The 26170-nt window shown below is 43.7% G+C and carries 19 protein-coding genes and 1 pseudogene; 5 read left to right on the top strand and 15 right to left on the bottom strand.

From position 1 onward, the window contains the following. Positions 1–223: 223 nt before the first annotated feature. Positions 224–1294, top strand: coding sequence for an AAA family ATPase (locus F453_RS0101205; RefSeq protein WP_018966361.1), 1071 nt, complete (start codon positions 224–226; stop codon positions 1292–1294). Between the two features lie 483 nt (positions 1295–1777). Here F453_RS0101205 and F453_RS0101200 read toward each other — a convergent pair whose 3' ends face one another. From F453_RS0101200 to F453_RS0101190, 3 genes are read right to left on the bottom strand one after another with little or no spacing between them, the layout of a single operon-like run. After that, positions 1778–2950 (bottom strand): GDP-L-fucose synthase family protein, encoded by a 1173-nt coding sequence (locus F453_RS0101200; RefSeq protein ID WP_018966360.1) that lies wholly within the window; start codon positions 2948–2950, stop codon positions 1778–1780. 26 nt (positions 2951–2976) lie between these two features. Then, a complete protein-coding gene (gene gmd, locus F453_RS0101195) occupies positions 2977–4062 on the bottom strand; it encodes a GDP-mannose 4,6-dehydratase (RefSeq protein ID WP_018966359.1) in 1086 nt (361 codons plus the stop codon). Between the two features lie 14 nt (positions 4063–4076). Then, entirely contained in the window at positions 4077–5141 is a 1065-nt protein-coding gene (locus F453_RS0101190; RefSeq protein ID WP_018966358.1) for a mannose-1-phosphate guanylyltransferase, read from the bottom strand. A gap of 479 nt (positions 5142–5620) precedes the next feature. On the opposite strand from F453_RS0101190, the gene F453_RS0101185 reads away from it, so the two are divergent. The 3 genes from F453_RS0101185 (at position 5621) to F453_RS0101170 (ending at position 9507) form a co-directional block, all read left to right on the top strand. After that, the gene (locus F453_RS0101185) at positions 5621–6493 is read left to right on the top strand and encodes a sigma-70 family RNA polymerase sigma factor (protein ID WP_009235426.1); all 873 of its coding nucleotides are present in this window, start codon (positions 5621–5623) and stop codon (positions 6491–6493) included. 173 nt (positions 6494–6666) lie between these two features. Beyond that, entirely contained in the window at positions 6667–7161 is a 495-nt protein-coding gene (locus F453_RS0101175) for a low molecular weight protein-tyrosine-phosphatase (RefSeq protein ID WP_018966356.1), read from the top strand. 180 nt (positions 7162–7341) lie between these two features. Then, positions 7342–9507 (top strand): helix-turn-helix domain-containing protein, encoded by a 2166-nt coding sequence (locus F453_RS0101170; RefSeq protein ID WP_018966355.1) that lies wholly within the window; start codon positions 7342–7344, stop codon positions 9505–9507. Between the two features lie 186 nt (positions 9508–9693). Here the strand turns inward: F453_RS0101170 and F453_RS0101165 are convergent, their stop codons facing one another. Both F453_RS0101165 and F453_RS0101160 read right to left on the bottom strand, forming a co-directional pair. Further along, the gene (locus tag F453_RS0101165) at positions 9694–10707 is read right to left on the bottom strand and encodes an iron chelate uptake ABC transporter family permease subunit (RefSeq protein ID WP_018966354.1); all 1014 of its coding nucleotides are present in this window, start codon (positions 10705–10707) and stop codon (positions 9694–9696) included. Between the two features lie 7 nt (positions 10708–10714). Continuing rightward, a complete protein-coding gene (locus F453_RS0101160; RefSeq protein WP_025789816.1) occupies positions 10715–11842 on the bottom strand; it encodes an ABC transporter substrate-binding protein in 1128 nt (375 codons plus the stop codon). A 287-nt stretch (positions 11843–12129) separates the two neighbouring features. Between F453_RS0101160 and F453_RS0101155 the strand changes: the two genes are divergently transcribed. Then, a complete protein-coding gene (locus F453_RS0101155) occupies positions 12130–12918 on the top strand; it encodes a tRNA threonylcarbamoyladenosine dehydratase (RefSeq protein ID WP_018966352.1) in 789 nt (262 codons plus the stop codon). A 136-nt stretch (positions 12919–13054) separates the two neighbouring features. On the opposite strand, the pseudogene F453_RS15970 reads toward F453_RS0101155, so the two are convergent. The 10 genes and pseudogenes from F453_RS15970 to rho all read right to left on the bottom strand — a co-directional run bounded on the left by F453_RS15970 (position 13055) and on the right by rho (position 25218). Then, positions 13055–13231: pseudogene (locus tag F453_RS15970) on the bottom strand (thioesterase). Between the two features lie 636 nt (positions 13232–13867). Then, positions 13868–15643 carry a 30S ribosomal protein S1 gene (gene rpsA, locus F453_RS0101150; RefSeq protein WP_018966351.1) on the bottom strand — a complete coding sequence of 592 codons (1776 nt, stop codon included), beginning with the start codon at positions 15641–15643 and terminating at the stop codon, positions 13868–13870. Positions 15644–15912: 269 nt separating this feature from the next. Continuing rightward, entirely contained in the window at positions 15913–16347 is a 435-nt protein-coding gene (locus F453_RS0101145; protein WP_025789817.1) for a Fur family transcriptional regulator, read from the bottom strand. Positions 16348–16359: 12 nt separating this feature from the next. Further along, positions 16360–17730, bottom strand: coding sequence for a histidine--tRNA ligase (gene hisS, locus F453_RS0101140; protein WP_025789818.1), 1371 nt, complete (start codon positions 17728–17730; stop codon positions 16360–16362). Then, on the bottom strand, positions 17730–19007 hold the full coding sequence (locus F453_RS0101135) for an adenylosuccinate synthase (protein WP_018966348.1): 1278 nt from the start codon (positions 19005–19007) through the stop codon (positions 17730–17732). The genes hisS and F453_RS0101135 overlap by 1 nt, the downstream gene beginning before the upstream one ends. Before the next feature lie 35 nt (positions 19008–19042). Next, positions 19043–19489, bottom strand: a complete 447-nt coding sequence (locus F453_RS0101130) for a Fur family transcriptional regulator (RefSeq protein ID WP_018966347.1) — start codon at positions 19487–19489, stop codon at positions 19043–19045. Positions 19490–19610: 121 nt separating this feature from the next. Further along, complete coding sequence (locus F453_RS0101125) at positions 19611–20228, bottom strand: DNA alkylation repair protein (protein WP_018966346.1); 618 nt, start codon at positions 20226–20228, stop codon at positions 19611–19613. A 134-nt stretch (positions 20229–20362) separates the two neighbouring features. Continuing rightward, entirely contained in the window at positions 20363–22342 is a 1980-nt protein-coding gene (locus F453_RS0101120) for a dipeptidyl-peptidase 3 family protein (RefSeq protein WP_018966345.1), read from the bottom strand. A 48-nt stretch (positions 22343–22390) separates the two neighbouring features. Continuing rightward, a complete protein-coding gene (locus F453_RS0101115) occupies positions 22391–22804 on the bottom strand; it encodes a helix-turn-helix domain-containing protein (protein ID WP_009235408.1) in 414 nt (137 codons plus the stop codon). 407 nt (positions 22805–23211) lie between these two features. Next, positions 23212–25218, bottom strand: coding sequence for a transcription termination factor Rho (gene rho / locus F453_RS0101110; protein ID WP_018966344.1), 2007 nt, complete (start codon positions 25216–25218; stop codon positions 23212–23214). Between the last annotated feature and the right edge of the window lie 952 nt (positions 25219–26170).

The following is a 26170-nucleotide window of genomic DNA, read 5'->3' as shown; positions in this document are numbered from 1 at the left end:
CAAATGAGGTTGAACATAACTTCGATACAAAAGTAACAATAAATAAATATAACACCAACAAACCACCTAGATAATTAACCTTTATAATATGAGAGGGCGTAGCGCGGTATGCCATATTCATGTTAAAAACATGCTCAATACTGCCAATTTACTGTAAGTTGTTTGGCGTTTCAAAGGCTTATGCTTATATTTGCGAAAAAGTTCGTAACGAAAATTATCGCAAATGAAGAACCCATTTAAGTTTGGAACCATTGTCGAAGGAGAATACTTCACTGATAGGGCCGACGAGCTGGAAAGGATAAAGCAACTGCTAAACAGCGATAACCACCTGATACTGATAAGTCCTAGGCGGTTTGGAAAGTCGAGTTTAGTGAAAAAAGCGGTAACGCAGGTGGCGCGTCCTTGCATCTCGCTCAACCTACAAATGGTTGTTAGCGTAGAGGGTTTGGCTGCAATGATATTGAAAGAAGTGTTTAAGTTGCACCCTTGGGAAAAGCTTAAACATCTGCTAAGCAATTTTCGGGTTGTACCAACCATATCTACCACACCTACGGGAGAAACCATCGACATTACCTTTCAGGCCACAACGGATGCCACGGTGCTGATAGAAGATGCACTGCAATTGGTAGAAAAAGTGAGCGAAAAGGGTGAATCGATGGTGGTTGTGTTTGATGAATTCCAGGAACTAATGGGATTAGACAAAGGCATCGACAAGCGATTGCGCGCCATTATCCAAACGCAACAACACGTCAATTACGTTTTCTTAGGCAGTCAGGAGTCGATGATGACCGAAATATTCGAGCGAAAACGTTCTCCATTCTATCGTTTCGGCGTGCTGATGCATCTCGACAGAATACCTCACGACAATTTCAGCCAGTATATTTCCGAACGATTGCCAGTCGATTGTGGAGCAAAAGCAGACGTGGTAGAGCAAATTTTAGCCACCACACGTTGCCATCCGTATTATACGCAACAGTTGGCTGCATTTGTTTGGGACTTGTTGACATACAAAAATCTCGATGCGACAGAGGTTGTAGAGCAGGCTATAACAATCCTTGTACGTACGCACGACTTAGACTTTGAACGTATTTGGCTGAATTTCAACAAGACCGACCGCAGCATTTTGATGGGACTGGTAAACAACGTGCAGCTTGCAAATAACCGCCGGCTTCCTACTAGCACGATATACAGCAGCGTAAAACGGCTGATGCAAAGTGGCTATGTCATCAAACTAGACGCTTTTGAGGTTGAAGATCCATTCTTTGCACGCTGGATAAGGCAACGACAGGAATAGGTACGGGTTGTGGAGTGGGAGAGGGATGCAAAATACCCATAACACAGCTACACGTGATGTGAGAAGCGTTTAGACAGCAATCGGGATCTAATATTTAACGTATTGATTATCAATTAACTACGTTCCGTTTAATAAAAACAGATTAACGTACTTGTTCCCTATGAATTGGAATCGTATTCCAGATGATTTGGAATCGCGTTCCATCTTAACTGGAACAATGTTCCAGATGACATGGAATAGTGGTCCAGTTAGTGTGGAACAAAGCAATAAATCTGTAAACTAAGCACATTATTTTAGCTGTCGTTCAGCAAATGGTTTCCTTTAAGAATGCTTACAATAAGAAAACGGGTTACAATTGGTTTATTCGCCAATTTGTAACCCGTATATTTTTAGTGTGAAAGCAACATGTCCTACATGATGCAGACAAAGCGCTCAACCCCTTAGCATGCCTTGTTTAGCATTGTGTGGAGGAGAAGATGGGCATTATGCTTTCAGGTCGTGTTGATACCAAGCGAAGAGTTTGGCTACACCATCGGCTATTTCCACCTTGTGTTTCCATCCAAGATTGTTCAGCTTAGTTACGTCGGTGAGCTTGCGCGGAGTACCATCTGGTTTGGAGGCGTCGAATTGGATGTCGCCCTTAAAATCCACAGCCTTTGCTATAAGCATTGCCAATTCTTTGATGGTAATCTCTTTTCCTGTACCAACATTGATGTGGCAGTTCCTTATTTCTCCCAATGCGGGGATGGCGCCACCACGTCCTGCGTTAGAGTTTCGATCGTTTTGGCCGTTGATTTCCGCCCCGTAGAACACCGAAGAATATTTCTCGATGCCGATGATGTCGCTAAAATCTACGTTGAGCAACACATGTACGCTAGCGTCGGCCATGTCTTCGCTCCACAAAAATTCGCGAAGCGGCTTACCTGTTCCCCAAAGCTGCACCGCATTGTTGGAGATACCATATTTAGAAAGCACCTCTAATATACGTTCCTCGGTGGCTGTTCCGTCGACGCCTTCCACTGGCCGTTTGTTCAAATCAGTACGAATGGCCTGCCAATCGCCTTCATTGACAAGTTTGGCAAGGTAAATCTTTCGCATCATAGCAGGCATAACGTGGCTGTTTTCCAAATGGAAGTTGTCGTTAGGCCCATATAGATTGGTGGGCATCACGGCTATATAGTTTGTGCCATATTGCAAATTGTAGCTCTCGCACATTTTTAGGCCGGATATCTTGGCTAGTGCATACTCCTCGTTGGTGTACTCTAAGGGCGAAGTAAGCAGTTCGTCTTCCTTTATTGGTTGAGTGGCATTCTTAGGATAGATACATGTCGAGCCCAAGAAAAGCAGTTTTTTAACGTTGTGACGAAACGATTCGCTGATTACGTTGCACTGCATCTGCATGTTCAACATGATGAAGTCGGCTCTATAAAGTGAGTTAGCCATGATGCCACCCACATGTGCAGCGGCCAATACTACAGCTTCTGGCTGTTCTTCATCAAAAAAAGCACGCACCTGCGCTTGGTTGGTGAGGTCTAGTTCACTATGGGTACGCCCCACAAGATTGTGATACCCCCTCGCTTCGAGGTTCTTCCAGATGGCCGACCCAACAAGTCCTCGGTGTCCGGCCACATATATTTTCGTATCTTTATGTAGCATTTTGCAAGTAAAATGGGGTGGGAGGGCTATTCGGGCATTTGTGCCTTGATGTATAGTTTCTTAACGAACAGCATGTCGTGTTCCACCATTTTCTTAATTAATTCCCTGAAAGACGTTTTCGTAGGATTCCATCCCAACATCGTTTTAGCCTTTGTGGGATCGCCAAGAAGCTGTTCCACCTCGCAAGGACGGAAGTATTTGGGGTCTACCTCTATAAGTACGCGGTTGGTTTGGGTGTCGATTCCCTTCTCGTTCACGCCTTGACCCTCCCAACGGATGTCTATTCCCGCCTCTTTAAATGCCAATTCGCAAAACTCGCGCACGGTGTGCATTTCGCCTGTGGCGATAACGAAGTCTTCGGGTTGTTCTTGTTGCAACATCATCCACATGCATTCCACATAGTCTTTGGCATATCCCCAGTCGCGCTTAGCATCGAGGTTGCCCAGATAAAGCTTATCTTGAAATCCTTGTTTAATACGACATGCGGCGAGCGTAATCTTGCGGGTGACAAAGGTTTCGCCCCTTCGCTCGCTCTCGTGGTTAAACAAGATACCGTTACAGCAATACATTCCGTAGCTTTCACGATAGTTTTTCACAATCCAATAGCCGTAAAGTTTGGCCACCGAGTAGGGCGAACGTGGGTAGAAAGGTGTTGTTTCTTTCTGTGGAACCTCTTGCACCTTGCCGTAAAGTTCAGATGTAGAAGCCTGATAGATGCGACATTGCTTTTCAAGTCCACAGATACGCACCGCCTCAAGCAATCGTAATACACCCGTAGCATCAACGTCGGCCGTATATTCGGGTACTTCAAACGACACTTTTACATGGCTTTGAGCAGCCAGGTTGTATATCTCGGTGGGGCGAACTTCCCCAATGATGCGAATGAGTGATGAAGAATCGGTCATGTCTGCCCAATGCAGGTTGATGGGCCGCTGCTTTTTCATGTCCCTAACCCATTCGTCTAGGTAGAGATGTTCTATTCTTCCCGTATTAAACGACGATGAACGTCTTAGCAGTCCGTGCACGTCGTATCCTTTCTCAGTTAAGAGCTCAGCCAGATAACTACCGTCTTGGCCAGTGATACCAGTGATGAGCGCAACTTTTCTTTCCATATTAATTAAGTATGTTATTCGCTGAATTGTTTTATACGTTGTTCTTCGCTTCGCTTGCAAATAAGCAAGATGCCATCTTGTTCGGCCACAATACAATCGTCTAACCCTTGTATCACAACGCGCTGTTCTTGGGTGGTGTGCACGATGCAGTTGTGCGAATCGAAGAGCTTAATGTTGTTTCCGATGCAGGCATTACCATAAAGGTCGCGCTTAGACTGTTCCCAAAGACTGCCCCAAGTGCCCAAATCGCTCCATCCGAACTCGGCAGGACAAACAAAAATCTCTTCTGCTTTCTCCATAATGGCATAGTCTACCGATATATTTTCGCACTGCGGGTACACTTGGTCTATCTTTGCTTGCTCCTCAGATGTACCATAATAGGGCATCAAACCTTCGAAAAGCTTACTCATTGCGGGCTGGTAAACCCTAAAAGCGTTCACTATCGTGTGTACGCTCCAAATGAAAATACCTGCGTTCCAAAAGTAATTGTTCTTGCTGATGTATTCTGTTGCCGTAGGCAGATCGGGTTTTTCACGGAACGAATCGACTCTAAACACCTCGGTGTTTCTTGCCGAATTAACGGTGAGATCAGCCTGAATGTAGCCATATCCCGTTTCAGGTCGTGTGGGTTTCATGCCAAGAGTAAGTATGGCATCTGTTTCGCTTGTGAATTTAAGGCATGAAGTAACTACGCGACGAAACTCCTGCACGTCGGTCACCACATGGTCGCTGGGGGTGACGATGACGTTTGCTCCGGGGCATTCTTTCTTTATTCGCCAACTTACGTATGCAATGCAGGGGGCCGTGTTACGCCTACACGGCTCGAGCAAGATATGACTTGGATCGATTTCGGGCAACTGTTCGGCCACCACGCTCTGGTATTTCTTGTTGGTAACAATCCATACGTTCGAGGGCGGACATACCGTTGCAAACCTATCGAGCGTGAGTTGCAACAGCGAACGGCCAGTGCCAAGCACGTCGATAAATTGCTTTGGCTTCTCTTCGGTGCTCATTGGCCAAAACCTGCTACCAACTCCACCTGCCATGATGACGAGATGATTAAAATTGTTCATGCTCATAAAATCGTTATATTTTTATATCCTTGTTAGGTTGGGTGGCAGGCAAAATGGGGCTGCTTAACCTTTTGATTTGCGGCATTGGTTATTGTCAACGAGCATTGTTTGTGCCTGCACACCTCCTCGCATTATCACTGACTATTAATGATTTAAAAACAAGGCATAACGCCTTCTGCCATATTGTTAATTGTTCTTATCTAGTGAAGACCAGTGCAATAACAATTCGTTTTTATCGTTCATTATGTGCTGTGTGCTTACGTTTTCAAGCTTTCACTGCAGGCAAAGTTAGCGTTTTTTTTTAAGTCAACAAAAACATTTCAACATTTCTTTTTGGCAGACAAATAGCTTGGCATGTTTTTTGGTGATACTAGATAAGTTAAAAACTTGCATATATGGTTTCTTTTCATTACCTTTGCAAGGTTTTACGGCATATTTTAAATAGATAAGTCAACGGACATTTAAATTTGATGTGAGGTTTAAAAATGAGGCAATTAAAAATTCAAAAAAGCATTACCAATCGTTCTAGTGAGGCACTTGATAAATACCTTGTTGAAATAGGTAGGGCTCCATTGATATCGATAGACGAGGAGATAGAGCTTGCCCAGAAGATAAGGAAGGGTGGCCCAGAGGGCGAAAAGGCAAAAGACAAGCTGGTTACAGCCAATCTACGCTTCGTTGTATCTGTTGCGAAACAGTATCAACACCAAGGGTTGACACTCACCGACTTGATTGACGAGGGTAATATAGGACTAATAAAAGCGGCGCAGAAGTTTGACGAAACGCGTGGTTTCAAGTTTATCTCGTACGCCGTATGGTGGATTCGCCAAAGCATCCTTCAAGCTATCGCCGAACAAAGTCGAATTGTGAGACTGCCACTAAACCAAGTTGGCTCGCTCAATAAAATCAACCACGAGATAAATAAGTTCGAACAAGAGAACCAACGACACCCTTCCGTTTCGGAATTGTCGGATGCAACTAACCTCGATGAAGAGAAAATTGGGCAAAGCCTGATGGCTGACGGACACCATGTAAGCATCGACGCACCCTTCCAAGATGGCGAAGACAACTGCATGCTCGACGTTATGGCATCTGGAGACGATAGCAGAACCGATAAGCAAGCAGACCACGAGTCGATGGCTCTCGAACTGAATAGTGTACTGGCAAAGGTTCTTAAGGATAGAGAAATTACCATTATACGCGAGTGCTTCGGTATTGGCTGCCACGAAAAAGGCCTTGAAGAGATTGGAGATCAACTGGGTTTGACACGCGAACGCGTAAGACAGATACGCGAAAAGAGCATTGCCAAACTACGCGATAGCGGTAATGCAAAGATTTTAATGAAATATTTGGGCTAACACTACATGCCCATAATAATGATTACAAACATCCTGCCATTTGCTTGGCAGGATGTTTTTGTTTGTGCATTTCGCTGTAAAGTGTACACGAGAGAACTTGTTTCTCACCGCTATTCTTGTCCATTAGGGCTTTTTTTAGTAAGTTTGCATCACTCATTATTATATATAAGGACATGGAAGATAAAATCAGAACTAAATTGTTATTCGTGTGTTTGGGAAACATTTGCAGGTCGCCCGCAGCCGAGGGGGTGATGAAACAGGTGCTACTAAATAGGGGAATGGCTGACATGTTCGAAGTAGACTCGGCAGGAATAGGTGGTTGGCATGTGGGCGAACTTCCTGACAGCAGGATGCGAAAATGTGGTGCAGCCCGCGGTTACGACTTTAACAGTAGGGCACGACAGTTTTCCACGAGCGACTTTAAACGCTTTGACCACATCTTCGTGATGGATAATGAGAACTGGAAGATGCTTTCGCAAAAGACAAACGACGAACACGAACTGACCAAAGTGAAGATGCTGGTGGACTATACCACTAACCATCCCAAGGCCAAACTTATACCAGACCCATATTATGGTGATGAAAAAGACTTCAATTATGCGCTCGATCTCATCGAAGATGCTGCAAATGGGTTGGCTGATAAGTTAGCGGAAGGCTGCGAGATATAATGCCTTAGCCCTTACTTATACAAGCGGAGGTATTGTTGAAAAGACACATCAACGCAATCACTTCTAAGTGCCACAACACAACAAATAAACATTTGATAGGCAGCAGATTAATAATATTCCATTTAATCTTTACTACCTAAGCTTTTGCAGGCATCCACGCACCACAAAGATAAAGAAACAATGAAGAATGACGAGATGAACTTAGCCTGGCAGTTTGTGAAAAACACGGGCACAAGCATATTCCTTACAGGCAAGGCTGGAACAGGTAAAACCACCTTTCTACGCGCCCTTAAAGACAAACTTCCTAAGCGAATGGTGGTGGTTGCCCCTACGGGCATCGCTGCCATCAATGCTAATGGCGTAACCATTCACTCGTTCTTCCAACTGCCTTTTGCGCCTTACGTACCCAATTCTACCTTTAAAACTGAGGGAATTTTTAGAGTTAGCAAAGAAAAACAGCGCATCTTACGAACGCTCGACTTACTGGTGATTGACGAGATCAGTATGGTGAGGGCCGATTTGCTTGATTCGGTAGACATGGTTTTACGTCGGTATCGCGACAGAAGCAAACCTTTCGGTGGCGTGCAGCTTTTGCTTATTGGCGATTTACAACAGCTTCCGCCCGTAGTAAGGGATGAGGAGTGGACCTTATTGGGTAAGTATTACGATTCACCTTATTTCTTTTCGAGCCTCGCTCTTAAACAAACGGGATACATAACCATTGAGCTAAAACACGTTTATCGGCAAAACGACCTCGAATTTCTTTCTCTGTTGAACAAGATACGTGACAACAAGGCCGACCAAGACACCTTTAATAGGCTTAATAACAGATATATCCCAAACTTTGTTCCACCTTCTGACACTGACTATATTCGCCTAGTGACGCACAACTACCAAGCGCAGAGCATCAACGAAAGCAAGTTGGCCGAACTGCCAGGCGTAAGTAGGCAATACAAGGCAAGTATCACGGGCGAATTTCCTGAGCAATCGTACCCTACGGAGTTTGTACTAGAACTGAAAGAGAACGCCCAAGTGATGTTTGTAAAGAACGATAGCACAGGCAAAGGCCGCTATTACAACGGCATGTTGGGCAAGGTTGTGTCTACAACACCACGAGGCGTAACCGTGAAAGGTAATGAAACGGGCGAATTGATCGACCTTTTGCCTGAAGAATGGACGAACGCTAAGTACGTATTAAATAAAGATACGCATGAGATTGAAGAAGAAGTGGAAGGCACTTTCAAGCAGTTTCCACTGCGATTGGCATGGGCTGTGACCATACATAAAAGTCAGGGACTAACTTTCGAACATGCTATCATCGACGCACAACACTCATTTGCCCACGGCCAAACATACGTTGCGCTAAGCCGATGCAAAACTTTGGAAGGACTAGTGCTGAGTTCACCACTCTCGACAAATGCCGTTATCTGCGACGAGAAAGTGCATCAGTTCAACATGGATGCTTCTGCACACCAACCCAACAGTGAGATGCTTTCGCAAATGCAGCGCGCATACGAACTGAACTTAATTGACGAACTGTTCGATTTTCGTCCTATTGGCATCGCATTCGAACGTATTACGCGCTTTATTGATGAACATTTCGCCCGCAGATACCCACGCTTGCTGCAAGAATATCGACAGGCTAGACCCATTCTAGACGAGATTGTGGCGGTGGCAGCTAAGTTCAGGTTGCAATATACACAGATGTTGGCTACCCAACAAGGGCAGGAATTGGGCAACGAGGTGATAAAACGCATTCGCTCGGGTGCAGAATACTTTCACAAACGCTTGTCTTTGCTTGTAGAAATGCACCGCAAAAATAAGATTGACACTGACAATAAAGCCCTGAAAAAGACGCTAAAAGAGCGATATTCCGACGTACATGAAGCCCTAGACTTTAAATGGAACTTGCTAAAATACGAAAGCAGGGAGGATGTTTCGTTCGGTATAGGTGATTATCTTTCGGCCAAGGCTAAGCTGTTGTTGGGTACGATGGATACTGATAAACCGAATACGAAGAAAGCTAAGGAAGTAAAACAGAAAGTCGACACGAAATTGGCCACATTTAATCTCTATCGTTTAGGCATGAGTATAGATGATATTGCCAAACGACGCGAACTGACAAAAAGCACCATTTGCACGCACTTGGCTCATTATGTTGGTGAAGGAGCAATAGCCATTTCAGAGTTTGTAGACGACAAGAAACGCCAAGAGATAACCCGCTTCTTAATGAAACATCCTGAAGAAAGGAAAACAGCGAGCGACATAAAAGCGGAACTTAGTCCGAATATAAGCTACGAAGACATCCGATTTGTGATGGCCGAGTATTACAGGAACAAGAAATAATGTGACTCTAAGATGTCAAGTTGACAAGTTAACAGCATGATGAACTGATGTGTTATCGAGTGGACAAGTTGACAAGTTAAGCTGTTGACGAACTTACCTGTTAGCTCTCAACAGACAAAGACATTTTTCACTTTTTCAATTCTTTATCTTTTCACCCTTTCGCCTTACCATTCTTCCACCTTTAACTCATCCCCTGCGTTTAATCATAATGTACACAATGACGGGTGCACCAATTAATGGTGTAATGGCATTAATGGGAATGATGCTACCGTTGGGTGGCAAGTAGCACAGCAATGAACAAAGCAAGGCTACGCCAAAACCTAGAAAAATTGTTGCCGGTAATAACAAACTATGGTCTTCTGTACCTGTTAATAGTCGGGCTAGATGCGGAACAGCCAAACCAATAAATGCAATCGGACCACAGAAAGCTGTTGTTACGGCAGTTAACAACCCCGTGATAGCTAATAACACAAAACGCGTTCGGCCCACGTTTATACCAAGACTTTGGGCGTATTGTTCGCCTAAAGTAAGGGCATTAAGTGGTTTTACCAACATAAGGGAACAAAGCAAGCCTACCAATACCACAACGCAGAAAAAGGGAATGTTGCCTAACGAAACACCGCCAAAGCTGCCCATACCCCATATAAGATACGACTTTACACCCTGATCTGTGGCAAAGAAGTTGAGCAACGAAATAACCGAAGAAGCCAAATAGCCAATCATGATACCGATAATAAGTAAAGATACGTTGCTGCGAACACGAGTTGAGAAAGCTAAAATGATAAAGGTTACGGCCATTGCACCCACAAACGCAGCAAACAAAATTGCGGTGAAACCGCTTAAATTCACTGTTTCTATCGACACACTACCACCTAAGAACAGCATCACAACGGCCACAGCCAAAGCGGCTCCGCTGTTTATGCCAAATATTCCTGGTCCTGCAAGAGGGTTACGAAAGGCTGTTTGAAGCATCAAACCACTAGCCGATAAAGCCCCACCACAACATAATGCAGTAAGCGCTTGTGGCAATCGGTTTTCGATAACAATATAATTCCAAAGCTCGTTCTCCGACTTATATCCCATAATAATGCCCAGCACACTCTTGAAAGGCACGCTAACGGAGCCAATCAAAAGATTCAACCCGAACAAAATCAGGATGAAAAGCACCAAAACAAAGATTTTTAGCGGTACGGAACGCATGTTATCATCAATTTAATGGTTCGAAATAACGTCCCACAAAAGGTTGTTTTGAGGGGTGAGCGATGCGAACAAGCTCTTGCAAAAGCCAATCCGGGCGAAACGGAGTTTCCTCGAAAATAGGTTTTATGGCCGCATTGCATCCATAAACATGACGTGTTTTGAAAGCCTTTATCATGGCATATCCCTTATTCTCTCCTAGCATCTGCGAGTAAGTGAGTGGGGTAGGAGCGTTGTACTTTATCAACCAGATGTCTGCCGAACGCGCTTCTTCCAGCACTTTTTCTAGTGGCAAGGCTAAACTTCCACTCTGTTTATTGTCTGAAAAGGGATAAGTTGCTCCCGCATCGGCTATCATCCGTCCCATCGTGCTTTGTCCACCAGGTACGTACCATACCGTTCCCGTAAGTTTTTCGGTCAGTATTGTAGGTCTTTCATGTTCTTTTTTCGCAGTTTCCGTCAGTTCCATATAGTTCTTTTCCACCTCCATGAACAGCGAATCAGCCGTTTGTTCACAGCCAAACAAGAGCCCATAAAACTTCATCCATTCTGCTCTGCCAAGGGGAGAAGTTTCCATGTAGTCGGCACATTCTATGATGGCGATACCCGTTTTGTCTAGCTTTCCATAACCACCGCTATTCTCGAAAGGAGAAACGAGCACCAAATCGGCATGGGCTTCCATCATCTTTTCAATGTCAGGGTTCATACTTTCGCCACAGTCGGCAATCTTTTTCATCTTAGCCAACTGTTGCATGTGGGGTGAAACCATATACTTCAAGTCGCATACACCTACTATTTGCTGCTCTACATTCAACATCTTAAGTAAGGTAGCATGTGCCGACGGACACACAATGGTCCTATGTCTCCCCTTACGGATAACGGTTGTTGGTACGCCATCAACCGCCTTGCCTGGCGAGACATTGCTATCGCTTAATAAGATGTAGCGATGCAGTAGCGCACCTTCTTTCCATGGGTTCTTCAATTCTACAATAGTAGCATCCTGTTGTCTTACAACCACGATATTTTGGGCATACTTAAAGCGGAGCGTGTCGCCCTCGCTCCTCTGTCCATTGGTCTGTTTGCCACCACAAGAAACAATAATTGAAACGACAAACAACAAAAACAAAACCTTCTTCATATATCCCACAAAGTTACAAATTTTGTTTGTCTTATGACAAAATAGGAAGTTTATTTCTTGGGCTTGTACATGTTTCAAACAAAGATTGTTTATCGCCGTAACCATGATAACATTCCTTTAATGCACTATAAGGATTCACCACAGACTCTATTGCTTTAAAAAAGGTACGCCTAGTTGTCTGTTCGCATGGTTTTTCTATGTAACTTTGCCGTACCTTAGCCGCGTTCACTGCTGGCGAAACATTATTTTTAGAGTATGCAGTAAGGAATAAATACAGACAAGACAATATGGAAAATCAATTTAGCAGAACCCAAATGCTTATTGGCCAAGATGCCGTAGAACGACTGAAAGGCTGTAAAGTGGCTGTATTTGGCGTTGGTGGAGTAGGGGGATATGCCGTAGAAGTGCTGGCGAGGAGTGGTGTTGGCAACATCGATGTATTTGATGCAGACACCGTTAATATAACCAACCTGAACAGACAAGTGATTGCTTTGCACTCTACGCTTGAACAAGCAAAGGTTGATGTAATTGAAAAACGCATCAACGATATCAATCCCGCATGCGTAGTAGGCAAATATAAGATGTTTTATTTACCTGAGAATGCTGACAAAGTAGACTTAAAGCAATACGATTACGTGGTAGATTGCATCGACACCATCACGGCAAAGATTGAGTTGATAAGGCGTTGCAAACAGCTTGATGTGCCTTTTATATCAAGCATGGGCGCTGCAAACAAGATGGACGCAACGGCTTTTAGGGTGGCCGACCTATCGAAAACAACTATGGACCCTTTAGCTAAAGTGATACGAAAGAAGCTGAGAGCACTGGACATTACTGGCGTTAAAGTGGTGTTTAGCGAAGAGAAGCCACTTAAACCTATGGGTATGGCCGACTTGCAACAAACAGACTGTCCAACCAATGATATTGACGAAACGACTAATGAAGCTGCACATAAACCCAAAGGAAAGAACAGTGTGCCAGCAAGTAACGCTTTCGTACCTGCTGCAGCGGGTATCGTTGTTGGAGGAGAGGTTGTTAAGGACTTGATAGGATGGGAAATTTACTCTTCAAATTAACACTAAGTCTAACATGTCCATTCTCTTCTTAAAAGCTAAAGATTTGCTTCGCGCGCGCGTACGCACGCGTATATAATATTGTGAAGACCTGTCTGGTTAGAAAAAGAGCAAGGAGATTTGAGGACGCTAGTACATTTTATTCATCGCACTTTATTACCCTTCCTACCTCCAAACACCATCTTTCACTCCTCACCCCATAAGTGCTTGGAGTGAGCTTTTTCAGCTCCAGCCTTGTTACAGCTAAGTTGGACTCCTGTTCCAGCTAAGTTGGAACAGGGTTCCAATTCAACTGGAACAGCATTCCAGATAACATGGAACAGCCGTCCAAAATACATTTAACGTGGCGATTAATCTAATAATACATAATGAGGGCATAGAAAGCGCATTCTCGGAACTATGAAAATGCGAACGACGCAAGGGTTGATTGGCGAGTTCGAGGCAAGAAACCATGCCCCCTAAACAAGATTGGACAGGTAAAGAAATAGCTTTCTCGCCAACTAGTGCTACGCACCACAAGGCATAACGAGAGTGTTTTATCCCGAACTCTCGTATTTCTTGGGGCGTTTTAGTGGTAAAGTGGTAAGCGCCAAAATTGATTTATGACAACGTTTAGTAAACTTTGAAATAACTTTTTCAACTCTTTCATTATATCTAAAACGAGTAGGGGATGTGCTACACATAAGTGGTACTCGTGTTACCTCTTATGTGTAATATTGTTCCTGGCCATCTATAACCTTGTCCTATGTTATCTGTAACAGCATTACACACAACATGGAGCAGAATGGGAGATGTGAAAACTGTGTCTTATATCTTTGAAAACGGCATGTAATGGCTTATCACCTAGCTTGCAAATATCTTGCAGTGGGGATACAAAAAATGCGCACGCTTGAGTAATTTCCAAGGTGCGCATCTTATTTATAGAAGGAATTAGCCCCGAAGGGCAAAAGTTTTATTTTCCTTTTTCAAGCTTAGCCTTCAAGTCTGCCAAAACATCGATGTCGCCAAGGGTGGTACCTGCTGCAACATTGTTGATTTGAACAGAAGCGTCGGACTTCTTAGCTGCGTGTTGCTTCCTTGCGGGCTTCACGTCGTCCTTGCCTTCTTCGAAGGTGCGGCTGTGCGACAGAATGATACGTTTGGTATCCTTCACAAACTCGATAACCTTGAAGTCGAGTTCTTCTCCTTGTTGAGCTTGTGTGCCATCTTCCTTCACAAGGTGCTTGGGAGTAGCAAAACCTTCGCCACCTTCGTTAAGAGTGATAACTGCACCCTTATCCATCATCTCGGAAATCTTTCCACGATGAACACTTCCGGGAGTGTAAAGCGTTTCGTAAGTATCCCAAGGATTCTCTTCGAGTTGCTTATGACCCAAGCTCAAACGTCTGTTCTCTTTGTCTATTTCGAGTACAACAACCTCGATTTCAGCACCAACTTGAGTGAATTCAGAGGGGTGTTTCACCTTCTTAGTCCAAGAAAGGTCGCTGATGTGGATAAGTCCGTCTACACCTTCTTCTAGCTCAACGAAAATACCGAAGTTAGTGAAGTTTCTAACCTTAGAGGTGTGCTTGCTGCCAACAGGATATTTAACCTCGATGGTTTCCCATGGGTCGTCCTTCAACTGCTTGATGCCAAGCGACATCTTACGTTCGTCTCTGTCGAGTGTAAGGATAACTGCCTCAACCTCGTCACCAACGTGCATGAAGTCTTGAGCACTTCTTAGGTGTTGGCTCCACGACATTTCAGAAACGTGGATCAGGCCTTCTACACCCGGTGCAATCTCAACGAATGCTCCATAATCTGCGATAACGACAACCTTACCCTTAACGTGGTCGCCCACATTGAGGCTTTGGTCGAGCGCATCCCATGGATGAGGAGTAAGCTGCTTGAGACCCAATGCAATGCGGCGTTTCTCGTCGTCGAAGTCGAGAATAACCACATTTATCTTCTGATCCAAGCTAACCACTTCGTGCGGATCGCTTACGCGGCCCCAAGAAAGGTCGGTAATGTGGATAAGTCCGTCAACACCACCGAGGTCAACGAATACACCATAGGTGGTGATGTTCTTAACCGTACCCTCGAGGATTTGACCTTTTTCGAGCTTGGAAATGATTTCTTTCTTCTGTGCTTCAAGTTCTTCTTCGATAAGAGCCTTGTGCGATACAACCACATTGCGGAACTCTTGATTGATCTTAACCACCTTGAATTCCATGGTTTTGCCAACAAATACGTCGTAGTCTCTGATAGGATGTACGTCGATTTGGCTTCCAGGAAGGAAGGCTTCGATGCCGAAGACGTCTACAATCATGCCACCTTTGGTGCGACACTTAATGTAACCTTGAATAACTTCTTCGTTTTCAAGAGCGGCGTTAACACGTTCCCAGCTCTTGCTAAGACGTGCCTTCTTGTGCGAAAGAATCAGTTGACCTTTTTTGTCTTCCTGATTTTCGATGTAAACTTCAACAGTGTCGCCAACCTTTAGGTCGGGATTGTATCTGAATTCGGAAGCAGGAATAACACCGTCGCTCTTGTAACCGATGTTAACAATAACTTCCTTCTTGTCGATGGAGATAACAGAACCATCAACAACTTGATGCTCAGAAACCTTGTTAAGGGTTTCATCGTAAGCCTTTTCAAGAGCATCCTTGCTTACTTCTACAGGGCTGCCGTTCTCAAATTCTTGCCAGTTGAAATCGCTCAGCGGCTGTACATTTTTTAAATTAGACATAAATAATAAATAAAGTAAATTAATAAAGTTAGACTTTATGTTGTTTGAAAAACGCTGCAAAGATACTAAAATACAAGCAATTAGCGTACACCAAAGGTATAATTCATTTGTATTTTAGCACACTTTTAACACTTAGGGGAGTTGTATACGTACGTTATTTATCATAATTGGCATTATGGTTTTATAATCGATTGGTTAATAGGCGGTTGCCTACAACCAAAATGCGATTATGAAAATTATGCCAAATTACGATAAACGTTGTGCTAGTTTTAGTTGTTACCCTGTTTAATGTTACTATTCAAACAGTTTTTGCAGAAGCCCCGATAGTAAACTTGCGTTTCCAGAACTTGGTGCCCATCAATGTTCATAGACACAGATTGGTTTACGGACGTTTCGTCGAAGATGTCGAAAACATGGCCACATCTATTACAATAAAAATGTTTGTGCGGACGTGTACAACCATCATAGCACACATGATGCTCGTTGATGGTTATCATTTGCGCTAAATTTTTCTCGGCAAACATCCTTAACGTATTGTAAACAGTGGTTCGGCTCAATGTCTTTATTTCATTGCACAATCCTTGATACACCTCGTCTACTGTGGGATGTGTTGGATGTGTAAGCAAATAATTCATGATGGCGAGCCGTTGTGTAGACGGCCTTATTCCGTTTTTGAGCAAATTATGATAAACGTCCATCTCCATATCCTGATGATTTTAAGTGTTCTTTGATGTGATGATGGCGATAAGTTCTTCTGCCGAAACCAGTTGCTGGTCACCAGTAAGCATATTTTTCAGCGTAACCTTACCTTGATTTATCTCGCTTTCGCCAGCTAAAACCACAAAAGGAATCCCCTTAGCATTGGCGTATGCCATCTGTTTTTTCATCTTCGCACAATCAGGATAAAGCTCTACCGAGATGCCCGCAGCACGAATTTGGCCTACTATCGGTAAACAATAATCGGCTTCAGCCTCACCAAAGTTAATAAACAGCACTTGGGTAGCTTGTATAGCATTCTGTGGATATAGGTCTAGCGTATTCAGCACATCATAAATCCGATCGGCGCCAAAGCTGATACCCACACCACTAAGGCCGGGCATACCAAAGATACCTGTAAGGTTATCGTAACGTCCACCACCTGTTATACTACCAATAGCCACGTCTTTAGCCTTCACTTCAAAGATCGCTCCTGTATAATAGTTCAATCCACGCGCCAAGGTTAGGTCAAGTTGCAGTTCATTTTTCAGTCCAACGGCTTCAATCTTCTCCAATATAAAACGCGTCTCCTCTACTCCTTTCAGGCCAATTTCAGACGTGCCGATGGTTTGAGCTATGGTTTCGAGTTTCTCGACATTAGTTCCCGACATGGTAAGTATCGGTTGCAGCTTGTCTACAGCGTCTTGAGTAATCCCATTGGCCAGCATTTCAGCATTCACCGCTTCAACGCCAATTTTGTCTAGCTTGTCGATTGCCACGGTGATATCGACGATTTTATCGGGTTGTCCGATATATTCTGCTATGCCTGCAAGTATCTTTCGATTGTTAAGCTTTATCTGCACATTGATGCCAAACTTGGTAAACACGGTGTCGATAATTTGCACCAGTTCCACTTCGTTAAGCAAAGAGTCGGACCCAACAACGTCGGCATCGCATTGATAAAACTCCCTATACCTACCCTTTTGTGGACGGTCGGCTCGCCAAACTGGTTGAATTTGATAACGTTTAAATGGCATTTGCAACTCGTCGCGATGCATCACCACATAGCGAGCAAAGGGAACGGTGAGATCATAGCGTAATCCCTTCTCGCAAATATTGGCTGCCAGTTTCAGTACGTTATCGCTTACAAACTCGTTGGCAGGCAATTTACCGATGAAATCGCCTGAATTAAGAATTTTAAACAACAGTTTATCCCCTTCTTCACCATACTTCCCCATGAGCGTTTGCAACGTTTCCATGGAGGGCGTCTCTATTTGTTGATAGCCATAAAGTGCGTAAACATCCTTGATGGTGTCGAAAATATAGTTTCTTTTGGCCATTTCGGCCGGTGAAAAGTCCCTTGTTCCCTTGGGTATGGATGGTTTATTCATTACTTCTTCCTAACAATTGTTTGACTTCTATCAGGTCCGATAGAGATAATTTTGATGGGTGTTTGCAGCTGTTTTTCCAAGAAATCAATGTAATTCTTGAAAGCTTCGGGGAATTGTTCCTCGCTGGTGAACTTCGTCATATCGGTTTTCCAACCTTTCAGTTCTTCGTAAACAGGTGTAATTCCATGCTCAATATCGAATGGGAAATGGTCTATTCGTTGACCATCCTTTTCGTAAGCCACACACGCCTTAATGGTTTCGAACGTATCTAGCACGTCACTTTTCATCATGATGAGTTGGGTTACGCCATTAATCATAATGGAATAGCGCAACGCAACCAAGTCAATCCATCCACATCTGCGTTCCCTACCAGTTACCGCACCATACTCATGACCTAGATCGCGAAGTTTTTTCCCCGTTTCATCGAATAGTTCTGTGGGGAACGGACCTGCCCCAACTCGGGTGCAATAAGCTTTCATGATACCGTAAACATCACCTATTTTATTAGGTCCAATGCCTAAACCGGCACATGCACCAGCAGTAATAGTGTTCGAAGAGGTTACGTATGGGTAGCTGCCAAAGTCTACGTCAAGCATCGTTCCTTGTGCACCTTCGCATAGAATGGCTTTCCCTTCGTTTAAAAGGCTGTTAAGTTCGAACTCGCTGTCAACGATATTGAACTGGCGCATATATTCAATGCCCTCCATCCAGTTTTTTTCGGCTTCAGAAATGTCGAAGTCCGTATAATTCATACTTCGCAAGATATTGAGGTGTCGCTCTTTATGCTGGGCGTATTTTTCCTCGAATCCATCGAAGATATCACCTACACGCAGTCCCGAACGTGAGATTTTGTCGGTATAGGTTGGTCCTATTCCCTTACCAGTTGTGCCAACTTTCTTGTCGCCTTTCAATGCTTCGTAGGCAGCATCTAACACCCGGTGGGTCGGCATGATAAGGTGCGCACGCTTAGAGATGTGCAGACATTTCTTCAAATCGTGCCCACTTTTCTCCAAATCCTTTGCTTCAGCCATAAACAAGTCGGGAGCAAGCACCACGCCATTACCGATAATATTGGTCTTTCCGCCTTGGAATATGCCAGAAGGAATACTCCGCAAGACGAACTTTTGGCCATTGAACTCTAATGTATGACCAGCGTTGGGACCACCTTGAAAGCGTGCAACGACATCATACTGTGGCGTTAACACGTCCACAACCTTACCTTTGCCTTCGTCGCCCCACTGTAATCCCAGAAGAACGTCAACTTTTCCTGTCTTCATATATTAATATGTATATTGTTTATTTCCAGCAAGCCTTACTTCATTTTCTTTTGGCAAGCACTGCACACGCCATAAAGATACAAGGCAAAGCCATCACTTTTAAAGCCTTTAAGGTACACTTGACCCAATGCGCTTGTTATATCTGGAAGATTTAACTCAGTTACCTCGCCACACATTGTGCATACTTGGTGACAATGATTGTCATTTTCTGTACGGGCTTCATACTTGGTTCCGTCAATGAGTTTGTGCCTAACAACTAGCCTTAGCTTAATAAACAACCGCAAAGTATTGTAAAGTGTTGCCCTACTCACCTTGAAGTTGTCATTCTTTATGTGCTCGTTTAGCTGATCGAGCGAGAAGTGGCCCTTTATGCTAAACACCGCATCGAGAATGGCGTAACGCTCAGACGTTCGCCTATAATTGTTCGTTTCCAGATAGTGGTCGAGTATTTTTCGGGCCTGTCTTTTGCTGTCTTGTTTCATTTTGCTTTTCTTTGTCAGCCCTACAAAGTTACTATAAATATCCGAAAAGCACGCGCTTCATCATAAAAATGTAACTTGACCATGATCTTCGTATGCAAGAGCGACAGTCGTTTCCAATTCGTTAAGAGTTTTGGAGACCAGCTAACAGCTTGTCAACCCGTTGTTCGTAGTTGTCGCCCAGCATCGCTAGTTTCTGCAAACTAGCATTTGCAGCATGGCGAACGCCGAGGTTCTCGTTTTGCAGCGCGATGCTTACCTGATCTAAATACTCATCTAAACCACGCTCATTGGGCTCATTTCCGTTCATAAAGAGACGCGCCAGAAGTTGATAAGCACATATCTGCCGGTCTGTTCGGTCGCTAGCCATCCACTGATAGGCCAGTGCGGGTGCAAAATCTACATGTTGCAGCAGGTTGAAGGCCAACATTTCGGCCAACTCTTGCTGTATAGGCAGATCTGTCCACACGTCAGCCAGTTCGGGCGACATACGTTCGGGCGGCATAATTAAAGTTGCCATTATCTTACATTCGCGTATATTCTCTTTCCAAAGTTCAATGGCTAGTTCGTAATCGGGCGTATATGGTGCGGCCATCTTACGTAACTCGTGGAACGGGACTCCCCAGTTTATCTTATATCCCATACCCTTTTGAGCCATAGAGCGTGATGTTGTTCCATCCATAAAGAGGCGAAACGACTGCTTTATCGCCATTAACTTGCTGTGTGTATCTTCGCTTATCATTTATATCAAATTGTTATTTTGAAGAGAAAGGAAGATGTGCAACCACCTTGCTGAGTCATTTTTCTTACTCAAATTACAAGCCTTACTCCCCTACCCTTTGTGTATGTTATATTGCTTTACTTTTCTTTCAATCGCTAAACAAGGAAGCCGAACTCACTAGAATAGCGTAACATTTGCGCATCGTAGGCCTCCGAGTAGTCTACTTCTACGTCTACAATGTCGCCCTGACTGTTGTAAACGAGTTTGTATACAGGGTTAATGAAACCCTTATAAGGAGCAATATCTAGCTTAGCAAAACGTTCAAGCACTTCGGCATGAAGTGTCTTATCTACCTTAACAGCGTAATTTTCAACTAAATTGCGGGCAGCGTTAAAATCGCCCTCGCTCTTAATGCGTTGCACTTCTGCCAACAGTTCACCAAATAAATGGCGCAATTGCCCATAGTCATTTATCCGAACGTATGTCTTGCCTTCGTGCTTCACCAGTTCAACAGCACCCTTTCCGTGGTCAAGAACCCAGTGTGCGATGAGTGCCCTGTTACGCATGTGTGCCTCTTCGATGTCTTTGCCTTGTTCAATGCGGGTTAGTTGGGTCATCAATCCATTCATCATATAGGTATAATATTGAGAATGGAAAGCCTCGTTATCAGGCAGCAAGCCCAACTCCAACAACTTATCGTCGGCCATATAATATAAGCCGAAGAGATCGGCACGAGCTTCTTCAATGGTGTTCCCATAGGCTTTCAGGGCGTCGGGACTGACTCCTGGCAATAATTGACCACTTCCATGTCCCAAGCATTCGTGTAAATCTGTGTGAAGATCATCACAAATGTCGCCGTAAAGCGATACCATGTTAAGCGTTTCAGCATCAATTACGAACTCTTCTTTAAATCCATTGTTTTTCGCCGCTTTGTTGTACGCATCAGTTATATTGCTGATGGTTACACTTTTCGATCCATGTTGCGCCCTAATCCAATCGGCGTTGGGCAGGTTAATGCCGATAGCGGTAGAGGGATATTCGTCTCCACCAAGCATTGCCGCACAAACGACATTGGCCGTAACGCCACGTACTACAGCCTTTTTAAATCGTTGATCAACGGGCGAATGATCTTCAAACCATTGCGCGTTGTCGCTTATTAGGCGTGTTCGGCGTGTTGCGTCCAAGTCTTTATACTCTACTATACCCTCCCACGAAGCTTTAATGCCCAACGGATCGCCATAAACCTCGATAAATCCGTTGATGAAATCCACGTTTCCATCTTGCTCTTTGAGCCATTCTATCGAGTATTCGTCAAACAGATGTAGATCACCTGTACGATAATATCTTATTAACAAATCGATAACAAGCTGCTGTTGAGAGTTCTCAGCAACGTTTTTTGCTTGCTCCAACCAATAAATGATGTGACGAATTGCCTCACCATACTCGCCATTTTCGCTCCAAACTCTCTCTTCAAGCCCATTTTCACCCTTTACAAGCTTTGTATTCAAACCCCACGAAGGCGAATTGTCGCCAGCGTCTACTTTCTTCTCATTGTAGAAGTTTTCTGCTTCTTGTTGGCTTACACCCTCATAATAGTTACAAGCCGACGTCTTCACCAAGTCCACTCCATCGGCTTTATTTACCCTTTTGGGTAGTATTTCAGGATTGAACATCACGGGACAGATCTCATCGCATAGCTCATCGACTGAAGAATAACCTGCCATGGGCAACTTGTCTATTGGCACCTGTTTGACAGCAGAACGGAAAAACGCCTCCGAAAAGTCAGGTTGTATCTTATCGTTGGCATAATGGTGGTAGATGCCGTTTGAAAACCAAACGCGCTTTAGGTACAAAGCCAACTTCTCGAAATTCTCTTCGTCGGCACTAGCTTTGAATTCTGTATAGAGTGTTTCTAGTGTTTTCCTTATACGGAGGTTATATTTTCCGAACTGGTCGATAGTGATATCCCTACCGCATAATGTAGCTTGCGATAGGTAATAGATATATATCTTTTGTTGCAGCGAAAGTTTTTCGAACTGTGGTAGTTTGTAACGAAGCATCTGCAAATCAGCAAATCGCTCGTCAGTATATATAAATGTGTCTGTTTCTTTCATGATCTTCATTTTCTTGAGCATACATAAAAAATTATCTCCACGCAAGCAAATGCGTGGAGATAAAATTGTTTACCTGTCAGATTCAGGAGAAATTCGATACTCCCGAGGTGTCATTCCTGTGAACCTCTTAAATGAGGTATAGAACGACTGACGTGTAGAGAACCCCACAGCATCCGATACATCCTCGATTGTGAGATGAGCCTTACGTTTGTCTTTCAACAGTTTCATGGCTTCTTGGATGCGGAACTTGTTAACGAAGGATGTGTAGTTGGTATTGAATTGCCTGTTAATAACAGTCGAGATATATCTCGTGTTCGTACCCAAATCCTTTGCAAGTTGCTTTGCAGAGTAAGTTTTGTCCTTGTACTTTTGATTTACTGAAATCTCCTGGCAAATGTTTTTTGCCAACGTACCCATTAATTGGGGATTGATGAAGATTTGCGAATCTCTCTTTTTACCTTTTGTTTCTACTAACTGTACCATACTATAAAAACTAAATGCCTACTGATGGTGCAAATATACACATTATTTTATTAATACAACAATAATGTTACTTTTTTTTGATGTTTTGTTTATAAAATTGCTCTTATAGGCTTATTTATATGTATATTTTGCTGTTTGGAGATGGCAATATGCTGTTTTTTGAAGATTTGGCCTTGTTTACATTCAAGGTTCATCTATGTTTACATGCTCTAGTCGTTTTACTTTCTAAAAGCGATGCTTGTTCAACAGTGTTAGCCATACTTTTTTGAAAATGGCCGATTAACAATGTCTTTCAGCTAATTTTACCATACTTCGTTTGGCGGTGAGGAGCAGGCCAAGCTATATTTTTAGCCTAACCTGCCCAAATTTATTGTGCGAGTGGGGACTATGTGGCCTGCCCCACACCGCTAAGCGTTCATTGACAGCAAGAATTCGTCGTTGTCTTTGGTTATATTCAAGCGGTCGTGGATAGAATTCATTGCCTCTATCGGGTTCATGTCCGATATGTATTTACGCAGCACCCACATTCTGTCGAGGGTGGTCTTGTCTTGCAACAAGTCGTCGCGCCGTGTGCTCGAAGCCACCAAATTCACTGCAGGGAAGATACGCTTGTTGCTGAGCGAGCGGTCGAGTTGCAACTCCATGTTGCCCGTTCCTTTGAATTCTTCGAATATCACTTCGTCCATCTTGCTACCAGTATCGATTAGTGCCGTTGCAATGATGGTGAGCGAGCCACCGTTTTCAACATTACGAGCAGCACCGAAGAAACGTTTTGGCTTTTGCAAGGCATTCGCATCAACACCACCAGTTAGCACCTTTCCACTTGCGGGACTAACGGTGTTGTATGCACGAGCCAAACGTGTGATAGAATCTAGGAAGATAACCACGTCATGTCCCGATTCAACTAGGCGTTTAGCCTTTTCAAGTACGATACCAGCAATTTTGACATGACGCTCTGCAGGCTCATCGAATGTAGAGGCAATAACCTCTGCGTTTACGGTGCGAGCCATGTCGGTAACCTCCTCAGGACGTTCATCGATGAGCAACATCATGAGATATGCCTCTGGATGATTGGCTGCGATGGCGTTCGCAATATTCTTCATCAAGATGGTTTTACCCGTCTTAGGCTGTGCCACGATAAGTGCACGCTGCCCCTTACCTATAGGCGAGAACAAGTCTACAATACGCGTTGAGAGGTTAGTTGTTGCAGGATTGCCACAGAGATTAAACTTCTCGTCGGGGAACAGCGGTGTAAGGTGTTCGAATGGAACGCGATCTCTAATTTCATCAGGCACTCTACCGTTAATCATGTCGATGCTTGTCAGCGGGAAATATTTCTCACCTTCGCGTGGAGGACGCACCCTACTCTGCACCACATCACCCGTTTTCAGACCATATTTCTTCACCTGCTGTGTCGAAACATATACGTCATCGGGCGACGATAGATAGTTATAGTCGCTCGAACGCAGGAAGCCGTACCCGTCGGGCATGATTTCTAACACACCGTCAGCCGTTATCAAATCCGAGAAATCGTAGGCTGTCGCCATCGGTTGCATCGCGTCTTGCTGTTGATAGCCCGCATTAGGCATCCCACTAGTAGGATTATCAAACATGTCGAAGTTAGGCAATGCACCTTGATCTTCGATAGGTAGGTCTACCACAGTGATAAAGTCAGTTCCATCTCCAGGGTCTCCTTCCCAATAACCTTCTCTTATTGGATCGGGTCTATCGTTTGCACTTTCGTTGCGAGCATTGATCTTGGCTTGCAGTTGAGCCAAAAGACCGCTATCGGGTGCATCTTGACCTTCTGTCATTTCATTGGCTTCGGGCAAGAAATTGGCTTCGGGAACAGGTATCTCGCTCATGTCAACGTCACTCGGTTGCATTTCATCAACCAATGGCGTTGCTGCTTCGAGTTGTTCGTTATCGACCGTTGCAACCACTTCAGCTTTGTTCTCTTCTGCTGTATCTTTTGCTTTTTGCTCTTCTGCTTCCTTAGCCAGGCCTTCAGCCTCGGCCAAAGCAGCGGCTTCAGCTTCTTTTTCTTTCTTTGATTTGCGTCCTCTCTTCTTGGGTTTAGCAGACTCTTCGACAGCGTTGTCAGCTGTAGGCTCTTCCACCTCTTTAAATAGTGAAGGCTGTTCGCTAGGAGTCATCTTGTTGTTTTTCACATCAAAATTCTCTCCATCTTTCCCTTTTACCGAATATACTCTATCTGTGTCTTTCTTAACAATCCTCGTTCTTTTCTTCTTTTGTCCCAAAGGGTTCTTCGTTCCCTCGTCAATTGCTTGTTTATCTAATATTGAATAGACTAATTCTTCTATATTGTTGCCGTCGTATTCAGCACCAAGTGTTTTCGCAATGTCCTCCAATTCAGACACTTCTTTTGATAATAGTTCTTCTTTGCTATACATATTTGTATATCTTAATGCAATAAGTTGTTGATTGTAATAAAAGCGCTTCAAGAACAGAAACGCTTCGAATTTCTGTGCAAAAGTACGTAAAAAAAATTATATTACAAGTGTTTTGATCATAAAAAACTTTCTTGTTAATATATTTTAAGGTGCAGCTTGATCAGCTTCTTCCCTATCTTGGCCTTGCCATAACATTGGGGTGGTTTCTACAGCTTTATCAATAGCACAAACACCTTACATCCATCAGCAGATAAACCTTCATTTTTATAAGTCTAACACATAAACTTTATGGAGAGCCCCATCACTCTAGGGTTTCCTTCCCTCCTATCAATCTATTGTTTAAAATAAACTTTTGTGTTTCCAACCGATTATCAACTAGCTTCCCCACATAGTATGTGCTAATGTCATCGAAGAGTATATGCACATCGTTGGGTATAGTCTCTATCTTTATTGGGCACTTATTTTTCTTGTTCGTTTTACAGAAGAGGGCCCGCAAATACCTTATGTTGTTCCCACTATCATAGCAAACAAGAAAATCTTTGGATGCTATACTTCTATACATACCATATATCTTCCCATGTCCTAATTTGTTCAGTCCACAATATTTCCAATTTTGAATAATGATAAAGTTCTTATTCCTATGAGAAGTAAGCCTAAGAACATACATCTCAGAATGTTTGTTTGCAGATAACTGTTTGATGACATATCGAAAACTGGCATCAACTTCCCTCAGCCTAAGTTCGTCAAACACATAGACCGTATCATGGTATATAGAGGTATCTTTCTCATTTATGTAGTACTTAACAACGTCATTTTGCGCGAACGTAACGGCCAACGGGTTCGTCCAAAGCAAGCAAATTAAACCCAATATCCTAATCTGCATCTCTTTCTTCTTTATGCACTCACGCTATTTAAGCATTCCCCATCACTAATAAAGCCCCAAGCCCTTCCT

Source organism: Hoylesella loescheii DSM 19665 = JCM 12249 = ATCC 15930 (genome assembly GCF_000378085.1).
Taxonomy (GTDB): domain Bacteria; phylum Bacteroidota; class Bacteroidia; order Bacteroidales; family Bacteroidaceae; genus Prevotella; species Prevotella loescheii.
Note: the sequence above shows the minus strand (reverse complement) of the source record. Positions and strands in the feature narration are given on the sequence as shown.

Coding starts and splice junctions, on each gene's coding strand:
- F453_RS0101205 (WP_018966361.1), top strand. CDS start 224: ATGAAGAACCCATTTAAGTTTGGAACCATTGTCGAAGGAGAATACTTC.
- F453_RS0101200 (WP_018966360.1), bottom strand. CDS start 2,950: ATGCTACATAAAGATACGAAAATATATGTGGCCGGACACCGAGGACTT.
- gmd (WP_018966359.1), bottom strand. CDS start 4,062: ATGGAAAGAAAAGTTGCGCTCATCACTGGTATCACTGGCCAAGACGGT.
- F453_RS0101190 (WP_018966358.1), bottom strand. CDS start 5,141: ATGAGCATGAACAATTTTAATCATCTCGTCATCATGGCAGGTGGAGTT.
- F453_RS0101185 (WP_009235426.1), top strand. CDS start 5,621: ATGAGGCAATTAAAAATTCAAAAAAGCATTACCAATCGTTCTAGTGAG.
- F453_RS0101175 (WP_018966356.1), top strand. CDS start 6,667: ATGGAAGATAAAATCAGAACTAAATTGTTATTCGTGTGTTTGGGAAAC.
- F453_RS0101170 (WP_018966355.1), top strand. CDS start 7,342: ATGAAGAATGACGAGATGAACTTAGCCTGGCAGTTTGTGAAAAACACG.
- F453_RS0101165 (WP_018966354.1), bottom strand. CDS start 10,707: ATGCGTTCCGTACCGCTAAAAATCTTTGTTTTGGTGCTTTTCATCCTG.
- F453_RS0101160 (WP_025789816.1), bottom strand. CDS start 11,842: ATGAAGAAGGTTTTGTTTTTGTTGTTTGTCGTTTCAATTATTGTTTCT.
- F453_RS0101155 (WP_018966352.1), top strand. CDS start 12,130: ATGGAAAATCAATTTAGCAGAACCCAAATGCTTATTGGCCAAGATGCC.
- rpsA (WP_018966351.1), bottom strand. CDS start 15,643: ATGTCTAATTTAAAAAATGTACAGCCGCTGAGCGATTTCAACTGGCAA.
- F453_RS0101145 (WP_025789817.1), bottom strand. CDS start 16,347: ATGGAGATGGACGTTTATCATAATTTGCTCAAAAACGGAATAAGGCCG.
- hisS (WP_025789818.1), bottom strand. CDS start 17,730: ATGAATAAACCATCCATACCCAAGGGAACAAGGGACTTTTCACCGGCC.
- F453_RS0101135 (WP_018966348.1), bottom strand. CDS start 19,007: ATGAAGACAGGAAAAGTTGACGTTCTTCTGGGATTACAGTGGGGCGAC.
- F453_RS0101130 (WP_018966347.1), bottom strand. CDS start 19,489: ATGAAACAAGACAGCAAAAGACAGGCCCGAAAAATACTCGACCACTAT.
- F453_RS0101125 (WP_018966346.1), bottom strand. CDS start 20,228: ATGATAAGCGAAGATACACACAGCAAGTTAATGGCGATAAAGCAGTCG.
- F453_RS0101120 (WP_018966345.1), bottom strand. CDS start 22,342: ATGCTCAAGAAAATGAAGATCATGAAAGAAACAGACACATTTATATAT.
- F453_RS0101115 (WP_009235408.1), bottom strand. CDS start 22,804: ATGGTACAGTTAGTAGAAACAAAAGGTAAAAAGAGAGATTCGCAAATC.
- rho (WP_018966344.1), bottom strand. CDS start 25,218: ATGTATAGCAAAGAAGAACTATTATCAAAAGAAGTGTCTGAATTGGAG.